Raw genomic sequence first — 8,618 nt, 5'->3', positions numbered from 1 at the left:
TTTGCCTTTGCTGCCTTTGTCTTGTTTGGCTTTGGCAGGTTTCTTGGCTTCGGCTGGTTTTTCAGCTTCAACGGATTTTTCAGACGGCTTGTTGTCTGCTTTAGCTTCAACTTTTGCTTCGGCCTTAGCTTCTACGGCTTCAACCGGTTTGGCTTCTTCTTTTTTGGCTTCGGCAGGTTTGCCTTCCGCTTTTGGTGCGGTTTTGGCTGCTTTCAGTCTGGCTGCTTCGGCCTCTGCTTTAGCACGGGCTTCGGCTTTGGCGGCAGCTTCTGCTTCAGCTTTGGCTTTTTCTTCGGCAGCTTGGGAGGCTGCTTTTTCTGCTTCGGCTTTTTGGTTTTCCGCTGCTACTTTGGCTTTGGCTTCCGCTGCCAATTCTTCGGAAGAAGGAATAGTAACGGCACGGCTGCGGCGGCGTGTTTCTACTTTTACGCCGTCAACGGTGCTGACTTCGGTTTTTTTGCGGCGGATGCTGATGGTGCCGCTGTTGCTGCCGTTTTTCTTTTGCAGGTAAGCGGTCAGCAATTGTTTGTCGTCAGTGGTTATGCTGTCATTACCGCTGTTTTTATTGACCCCGGCTTCTTTCAATTGTTTAAGCAAATCATCGACGGGGCGGTTTAGTTCGGCGGCAAATTGCGCTACGGTTGTATTACTCATTCAGTACCCCCTTAGTTGTTTTCTTCAGTAAACCAGTGTTCGCGTGCAGCCAAAATCACTTTTTTGGCTTCTTCTTCGTCAACACCGGTAATTTCGACCAATTCGTCAACAGACAATTCGGCCAGATCATCGCGTTGGGTAACGCCGGCTTCGGCCAGTTTGCGCAACATGTCGGAATCTACGCCGTCCAAATTGCGCATGTCTTCAGACACTTCACCCAGTTTTTCTTCTGCGGCGATGGTAATGGTCAGGATAGCGTCGCGTGCGCGGTTGCGCAGGGTTTCAACGATTTCTTCGTCAAAGCCGTCAATGGCGAGCAATTCTGCCGCTGGAACGTAAGCAACTTCTTCCAAAGTGGCAAAGCCTTCTTCCACCAAAATATCGGCGGTTTCGTCGTCGATGTTCAAGTGGGTGGTGAAGAGGTTGCGGATAACCGCGTCTTCGGCGGCATTGCGTTCGTCGGCTTCTTCAACGGTCATGATGTTCAGCTGCCAGCCGGTCAGGATGGAAGCCAGACGGACGTTTTGACCGCCGCGGCCGATGGCCAGCGCCAGTTGGTTTTCATCAACGATCACGTCAACGGCGTGTTTGTCTTCATCAATTACAATGCGGCTCACTTCGGCAGGAGACAGCGCATTCATTACGAATTGGGCAGGCTCTGGAGACCACAATACGATGTCAATGCGTTCGCCGGACAATTCGTTGCTCACGGCGTTAACACGGGAACCGCGCACGCCGATACAAGTACCTTGCGGGTCGATGCGTTGGTCGTTGGCTTTAACGGCAACTTTGGCGCGTTGGCCGGGATCGCGTGCTACTTCGCGGATTTCCAACAGGCCGTCTGCAATTTCAGGCACTTCGTTGGCGTAGAGTTTGGCCAAGAAGTCGCCGCTGGTACGGCTCAAAATGACTTGTTTGCGGCCGGTATTGCCGATTTCGTCCACACGCAGGAAGAGGGCGCGGATGCGGTCGCCGCTGCGGAAGTTTTCGCGCGGAATCATTTCTTCGCGCGGAATCAGGGCATCGAGTTTGCCTGCGACAACTTCAACGATAATGCCGTGGCGCTCGACGCGTTTTACCGTACCGGAAACGATGTCTTCTTTAGAAGCGAGGAACTCGTTCAGGTTTTGCTCGCGCTCCGCATCGCGGATGCGTTGCAGGATGATTTGTTTGGCAGTTTGCGCGGCTTGGCGGCCGAAGCCTTCGTTTGGCAGCTGCTCTTCGTAGTATTCGCCGATTTGGATGGTGGTGCCGGGAATTTCTTCTTGGATTTCCTCGATGGTTTTTTCTACGTCGGGGTAGGTGTAGTCTTCATCGGCAACAATCAGCCAGCGGCGGAAGGTTTGGTATTCGCCGGTATCGCGGTCGATTTCGACACGCACGTCCATGTGCTCGCGGTCGGCTTTTTTCTTGGCGGCAGTAGAGAGGGCGAATTCAAGGGCTTTGAATACGACTTCCGTTTCAACGTTTTTTTCACTTGCCAGCGCTTCGGCTAGCTGTAACATTTCGCGACTCATTTTCTAGAATCTCCAAGTAATCGGTTTTTAAAATTTAAATTCGGGGCGCAAACGGGCTTTGTCGATGTTGCTCAATTCGATTTGGGCAGTTTTGCCGTCGAAAGAGACGGTAACGATGTCGTTTTCGCAAGATTCGATGCGGCCGATGAAGTTTTTCTGACCATCAATCGGCAGGCGTGTTTTGATTTTGGCGTTCTGGCCGGCAAAGCGCACGAAGTCGGCGGCTTTTTTCAACGGACGGTCAAGGCCCGGGCTGGAGATTTCCAAACGTTTGTAGTCGATGTCTTCAACCATAAACACGCGGCTCAGATGGTTGCTGACAGTGGCGCAGTCTTCGACGGTGATGCCGCCTTCTTTATCGATGAAAACGCGCAAATCGCCTTGTGCGGTCAGTTCGAAATCGACCAGCTCGTAGCCCAAGCCGGGCAGGGTTTTATCAAGAATGCTTTGAATATCCATGCTTCTCCAGAAGTACATAAACAAAAAAATGGCCGCGCGGCCATTTTTCGTGTGATTTGAAAAATTGGCCTATTATAACTGTTTTCAAGATAAAAGAAAAGTGTTGATTTGGCGTGAATTTTTTTGAAGTGATTGCTTAAATGTAAAGGGTAGGGTCGAGGCCGTCTGAAAAGGAAATTGTTGACAAGTTTTGATATGATGGTTTTGAAATTATTTTGGAAAACAAAGAATTGGTATTGCTTTGTTTTTAGACGGTCTTGGATTTTCTGATTTTTCGTGCTTGCACAATGTGCAAGGCGGTTCTACAATTTCTTTATACCCACCGAATAAGAAAGAAGGCCGCCATGTCCGCACACCCGATTTACAATTTTTCCGCAGGTCCTGCCGTATTGCCGGAAGCGGTATTGCGTACCGCGCAACAGGAAATGCTCGACTACAACGGTACGGGTTTCCCCGTGATGGCGATGAGTCACCGTTCGGATATGTTTTTGAGTATTCTGCATCATGCCGAACAAGACTTGCGCCAGCTTTTGAATATTCCGTCCAACTATAAAATCCTGTTTTTACAGGGCGGTGCGACCACGCAATTTAATATGGTGGCCATGAATTTGGCGCACGGTTTTGCGACTGCCGACGCGGTGGTAACAGGCAACTGGAGCCGCATTGCCTATGAGCAGATGAGCCGTTTGAGCAATGCCGAAATCCGTTTGGCCGCGCATGGTGGCGAGCAATATGCCTATAAAAACCTGCCTGCGGTTGAGGATTGGGATGTCAACCCAAATTCCGCGTTTGTTCATTTTGCGATTAATGAAACCGTAAACGGCTTGCAGTATCAAAACGTCCCCAAACTTTCAGACGGCCTGCCGCCGCTGGTGTGTGATATGTCGAGCGAGATTTTGTCTCGTGAGTTTAATGTGTCCGATTACGGCTTGATTTATGCCGGTGCGCAAAAAAATATCGGTCCTGCCGGTGCGACCGTGGTCATTATCCGCGAGGATTTGCTGGAGCGTTGTCCGAACGATATTCCTGATGTGTTCAACTACCGTTCGCACATCAACCGCGACGGTATGTACAACACGCCTTCTACTTATGCGATTTATATGTCGGGCTTGGTGTTCCGCTGGCTGCAAACGCAGGGCGGTGTGAAAAAAATTGAAGCGGTCAATCGAATAAAGGCGCAAACCTTGTATGAGACGATAGACGGCAGCGGCGGTTTTTACATCAACGATATCCATCCTGATGCGCGCTCCAAAATGAACGTGGTCTTCAAAACTGCAAGCGAAGACTTGGACCGCCGCTTTGTGTTGGAAGCCGAGTTGCAGGGCTTGTGCCTGCTTAAGGGCTATAAAACCGTCGGCGGTATGCGTGCCAGCATTTACAATGCGATGCCGCTTGAAGGTGTGAACGCGTTGGCCGACTTTATGAAAGATTTCCAACGACGTTACGGTTAAGATGAAGATATAAAAAGGCCGTCTGAAACTGGGTTTCAGACGGCCTTTTTATTTGAATAAGCCTTATTCGGTCACTTCTTCAGTGATGCTGTCGCGGTAGATAGTGCTGCTGTCGTAAGTCGGAACAGGAGGCGGCAGCAGGTTGTTGAGCGTCAGCGCGGACGGGTTCAGCGTAGGGTAGCCGCTGAAGGTGACGGAATAACCGCCGTTGCCGGTACTGCGGACTTTGGCATGCGCGCCCAACGGGAAAGTGGTTTTGTTGGTGATGTGGCCGAATGGGAAGCCGGTCAACACAGGAATCTTGGCAGTGCGCGAAATGTGGTTGACGACGGCGGAGAAATCGTAGCTGGAGTCGTACACGTCGCGGATGGTACCCATGCGGAAATCGCCGAAGATGATGGCGCGTTGTTTTTGCAAAACACCTGACAGATAAAGCGTATTGAGCATGCGCTCGATGCGGTAGGGTTGCTCGCTGACGTCTTCGATAAAGAGGATGCCGCCTTGAATATCGGGCATGTAAGGCGTACCGGCGAGGGAGGCGAGAACGCTGAGGTTGCCGCCCCACAATGTGCCTTCTACGTTGACATCGGCGCGTTGGATGGTTGGAACATCAACGATGTTGACGTTGTTGGTCGTGCCGCGGATGAAAGAATCCATGGTAAAGACGCTGGGGTCTGCTTTGCCGAATTCGCTGTACACCATCGGGCCTGCAAAGCTCATCATATTGCCTTTGGCCAACAGGGCGAGTTGGACGGCGCATACGTCGCTGAAACCGAAGAACAATGTGCCGCGTTCGCGCATTCTTGCGCCGAGTGAGGCAAAGTCGATTTGCGGCAGGATGCGTGCCGCGCCGTAGCCGCCGCGCAGGCCCATCAAGACTTTAGGCGTTTCGACGCGGCCGCTGGCAACGTCTTGGAAATCGGCGGCGCGTTGGGCATCGCTGCCGGCAAAGCGTTGGTAACGGCGGCTGCCTGCTTGTTGGTTGGTCACGGTAAAGCCTGCGTTGTAGAGGCGGGTCAGGCCGGTGGTCACGCGGTTGGGGTCTTCGGCGAAGCCTGACGGCGCAACAACGCGCAGGAGGTTGTCGCCGGAACGTGGCGGATGGGGTTGCTTAGGTTGCACGGTTTTCGCTTTCGCGGTGGTGGAAGTGGATTTGGTTTGCGGCGTGGTGGTCGTGCCTGTACCGCAGGCTTGCAACAACCCTGCGCCTGCCGCGGCAGAGCAGGTGCGCAGGAAATGGCGGCGCGTGGTGGAAGTCATTGAGGTTTTCCTTTCGTTATATGTTCAGACGGCCTGAACTGGGCGTGTCGGACCTTGCAGGCCGTCTGAAAGTTTAAGCGATTAAGTTTTTGATTTGTTCCGGCCAATTTTCGGGCAGGGTCATGCCGTGTTCGCGTACAGGCGCGGCCCAAATCGGCGCGGGGAAGTTGGCGTCGTTTTCAAAGCGGGCGATGACGTGCCAATGCAAGTGGGGCACAACATTGCCGAGGCTGGCCAAATTGATTTTGGCCGGGTGGAAGACTTGGCGCATTGCGGCTTCAACCTGATACACCATTTCCATGATTTCGTTGCGTTCGGCAGGGGAAAGGTTGGTCATCTCGGAAACATGGTTATTCCAAATAACGCGGCAGAATGCCGGTGCGCCGGCTTCGTTGTGGACGGCGATCACGCGCAGGTTTGGCGTTTGCAGCAAAATATCTTCGTTGTCGGCAGTGCAGATGGGGCAGGTCATGGGTTTTTCTTTCTCAGTCTGAATAGGAATCGGATGATTTCAATCAGAATTTTTAGAACGAGGTAAATAGCAGTCAGCGTGATGAATGCGAAAAGCCACGGTTTGGGTATAAACCACCAAAATAAATAGGCGGGCGTGATTAAGTCGTCACATTCTTCGGCACTCTCAATGTGATCGCACAATCCAAAGTTAAAATAATCATTGACATCATGAAAGGGCGAATAGGCGAACATAAGTGCTATTGGCGTCACACAAATCAATGCAATGATGGCAATCCAAAAGAATGGTTTGAGATATTTGATTACAGTCATGGGTGAAGTGTTATGCAAATTTTGCTGCGCCTCGGTTGGCGAGCTCGTCGGCTTTTTCGTTTTCAGGGTGTCCGGCATGGCCTTTGACCCACGTCCAGCGGACATCGTGCTGTTGAACCAGACTATCCAGCTCTTTCCATAAATCATCGTTTTTGACCGGTTTTTTGGCGGCGGTTTTCCAGCCGTTTTTTTTCCAACCGTGTATCCAGCTTTCCATGCCGTTTTTGACGTATTGCGAGTCGGTACAGATGACGACTTGGCAGCGGCGTTTTAAGGATTTCAGGCCTTCGATGACGGCGGTCAGCTCCATGCGGTTGTTGGTGGTTTCGGCTTCTCCGCCGAACAGTTCTTTTTCGTGTGTGCCGTAGCGCATAAATACCCCCCAGCCGCCTGCGCCGGGGTTGCCTTTGCATGCGCCGTCTGTGTAGAGGTAAACGGGTTTATCCATGGGCATGTCTTTGTCGAATAAGGCGGTATCATAACATAAGGCCGTCTGAAATATCGGCAAATACGGTTTGCGCGTGTAAAATACCCTGCACTTATCACTCGTATAGAAAGCAGGCAGATATGGGATTGTTCAGCGGCCTTTTGGGCAATGCTTCGCAAAAAGACGCCGATGCGGTGGAACGCGATTTGGCGAATATCCTGATTGATGGCGAACAGGTAAAAATGGCATTCAGCCTGGTGCGCGATTTGATTGTGTTTACCGAATATCGGCTGGTGTTGGTGGACAAGCAGGGGTTGACCGGTAAGAAAGTGTCTTACCGTTCGATTCCGTATCGTTCCGTATCGCGCTTTTCGGTGGAAACTTCGGGTCATTTCGATTTGGATGCCGAGCTGAAGATTTGGGTTTCTTCCGGCGAAGCGCCGACCGAAACCTTGCAATTTAAAAGCGACAAGAGCGTGATTGCCATTCAAAAAGCCTTGGCAGAAGCCGTGTTGAAACCGTCAAAATAGAAAGGAAACATGATGAGCGAACAGCAAGAATTGTTTTGTTACAAACAGATGCCGGTATGGACGGCGGACGAGATCCCCGAAGCCTTGTTGTCCAAACACAATACCGCCGCCGGTACTTGGGGCTGCCTCAATGTCCTCCAAGGCCGTCTGAACTTCAACGAAGTGGACGAAGCGGGCAATATTACGGCCACGCACGAGCTGACGCCTGAAAGCGATGATTGGATTATCCATCCGCAAGCATGGCACTTTATCGCGCCGCAAACGCAAGACACGGAAATCCAACTGTCGTTTTACTGCGAGGCGGCGGACTATTTCAATAAGAAATACGGCATGAGCGCGACACATTCGGCCGTCCGCGCCGCCGAGGGCATTGTGCCCGTCGGCAAGGTTTTGGATATGGGCTGCGGTCAGGGCCGCAATGCGCTGTATCTGGGTTTGAAAGGTTTTGACGTTACTGCTGTCGATAATAATCCGAACGCGGTTCAAAACGTGGAAGAGCTGGCGCGTATTGAAGAACTGAATGTCCGCGCGTTTGAATACGACCTCAATGCCGCCAATATTCAGGAAAACTTCGATTATATGGTGGCGACCGTGGTGTTTATGTTCCTGATGCCGCGTTACGTTCCTGACGTGATTGCCAATATGAAGGAACACACCAACCCAGGCGGCTACAACCTGATCGTGTCTGCGATGGATACGGAAGATTTCCCTTGCCCGATGCCGTTCCCGTTCAAGTTCGGCGAGGGCGAGTTGCGCGAATACTATAAAGATTGGGAATTGGTGGAATACAAGGAAGAGCTGGGCTCGATGCACGCGAAAGACGAATTCGGCAATCCGATTCAGTTTAAATTCGTTACCATGCTGGCGAAGAAACCAGAATAAGGTTTTACCGTCAAAAGGCCGTCTGAATTCAGTTTTCAGACGGCCTTTGTCGTAATCAATCCACAATATTTTTACCCAAAATTACCACATCTGCCAACATGGTGTCCAAATCGCAGACTTGTGGCAGCCGTCCCCATTCTTCAAAACCGAAGCGGTGAAACAGGTTCAGGCTCGGATAGTTGTGGCCGAACACAAGTGCGATGACGTTGCGGATGTCTAAGGACGGCGCGCGTTCGAGCATGTGCCGCAACAGGATTTTGCCCACACCTGCGCCGCGCATATCGTGGCGGACATAAATGCTGACTTCCGCGCTGATGTGGTAGGCGTAGCCCGGATAGTAGTCGCTGAAACTGCCCCAGGCCAATACGGTGCCGTCGGTGTCGTAAAGGGCGTAGATCGGGCGTTTGTCTGTGTGCGCGGCAAACCATATTTCGCGTTCGGCAACCGTGGTCGGCGACAAATCGGCCGTAGATTGGCGCGTGGCCACAGTGCTGTTGTAAATATCGACGATGGCGGGCAAGTCTTGGCGCAGGGCAGGGCGGATGGTGTATTGCATTTCAGACGGCCTGTTATTGAATCAGTTTGGAGATAGTCTTAAAGGCCGGATGTTTGGCATCGCCGAGCAGTTGGAACAAAATACTTTCGACATTGGAAA

General features: G+C 51.8%; 10 protein-coding genes and 1 pseudogene. 3 read left to right on the top strand and 8 right to left on the bottom strand.

Annotated elements, in window-relative coordinates; all coding sequences use genetic code 11:
• From Q1M25_RS06040 to rimP, 3 genes are all read right to left on the bottom strand, one after another.
• The coding region (locus tag Q1M25_RS06040) for a translation initiation factor IF-2 N-terminal domain-containing protein (protein ID WP_300482924.1) at nt 1–654 on the bottom strand (654 nt) is incomplete at its 3' end.
• A gap of 11 nt (nt 655–665) precedes the next feature.
• Nucleotides 666–2,171: a transcription termination factor NusA gene (gene nusA, locus Q1M25_RS06035; protein ID WP_049330906.1), complete on the bottom strand. Its 1,506-nt coding sequence runs from the start codon at nt 2,169–2,171 to the stop codon at nt 666–668.
• A 27-nt stretch (nt 2,172–2,198) separates the two neighbouring features.
• On the bottom strand, nt 2,199–2,630 hold the full coding sequence (gene rimP, locus Q1M25_RS06030; RefSeq protein ID WP_003685973.1) for a ribosome maturation factor RimP: 432 nt from the start codon (nt 2,628–2,630) through the stop codon (nt 2,199–2,201).
• Nucleotides 2,631–2,974: 344 nt separating this feature from the next.
• Here rimP and serC point away from each other — a divergent pair, with 344 nt between their 5' ends.
• On the top strand, nt 2,975–4,081 hold the full coding sequence (gene serC, locus Q1M25_RS06025; RefSeq protein WP_263340986.1) for a phosphoserine transaminase: 1,107 nt from the start codon (nt 2,975–2,977) through the stop codon (nt 4,079–4,081).
• A gap of 63 nt (nt 4,082–4,144) precedes the next feature.
• Here the strand turns inward: serC and Q1M25_RS06020 are convergent, their stop codons facing one another.
• The 3 genes from Q1M25_RS06020 to rnhA all read right to left on the bottom strand — a co-directional run bounded on the left by Q1M25_RS06020 (nt 4,145) and on the right by rnhA (nt 6,572).
• Entirely contained in the window at nt 4,145–5,341 is a 1,197-nt protein-coding gene (locus tag Q1M25_RS06020) for an LD-carboxypeptidase (protein WP_300482915.1), read from the bottom strand.
• A gap of 73 nt (nt 5,342–5,414) precedes the next feature.
• Complete coding sequence (locus tag Q1M25_RS06015) at nt 5,415–5,813, bottom strand: HIT domain-containing protein (protein ID WP_300482913.1); 399 nt, start codon at nt 5,811–5,813, stop codon at nt 5,415–5,417.
• Between the two features lie 321 nt (nt 5,814–6,134).
• Nucleotides 6,135–6,572: a ribonuclease HI gene (rnhA, locus tag Q1M25_RS06010; RefSeq protein WP_049350717.1), complete on the bottom strand. Its 438-nt coding sequence runs from the start codon at nt 6,570–6,572 to the stop codon at nt 6,135–6,137.
• Between the two features lie 119 nt (nt 6,573–6,691).
• On the opposite strand from rnhA, the gene Q1M25_RS06005 reads away from it, so the two are divergent.
• Both Q1M25_RS06005 and tehB read left to right on the top strand, forming a co-directional pair.
• Entirely contained in the window at nt 6,692–7,081 is a 390-nt protein-coding gene (locus Q1M25_RS06005; RefSeq protein ID WP_003678731.1) for a PH domain-containing protein, read from the top strand.
• 12 nt (nt 7,082–7,093) lie between these two features.
• A complete protein-coding gene (tehB, locus tag Q1M25_RS06000) occupies nt 7,094–7,963 on the top strand; it encodes an SAM-dependent methyltransferase TehB (RefSeq protein ID WP_049330918.1) in 870 nt (289 codons plus the stop codon).
• Nucleotides 7,964–8,018: 55 nt separating this feature from the next.
• Here the strand turns inward: tehB and Q1M25_RS05995 are convergent, their stop codons facing one another.
• The gene (locus Q1M25_RS05995; RefSeq protein WP_300482906.1) at nt 8,019–8,519 is read right to left on the bottom strand and encodes a GNAT family N-acetyltransferase; all 501 of its coding nucleotides are present in this window, start codon (nt 8,517–8,519) and stop codon (nt 8,019–8,021) included.
• A gap of 13 nt (nt 8,520–8,532) precedes the next feature.
• Nucleotides 8,533–8,618: pseudogene (locus tag Q1M25_RS05990) on the bottom strand (isochorismatase); the annotation flags it as partial.

Origin of the sequence: uncultured Neisseria sp., assembly GCF_951230505.1 — a bacterium.
In the GTDB taxonomy this organism is placed as follows: domain Bacteria; phylum Pseudomonadota; class Gammaproteobacteria; order Burkholderiales; family Neisseriaceae; genus Neisseria.
This window is presented reverse-complemented; position numbering and strand designations above follow the sequence as displayed.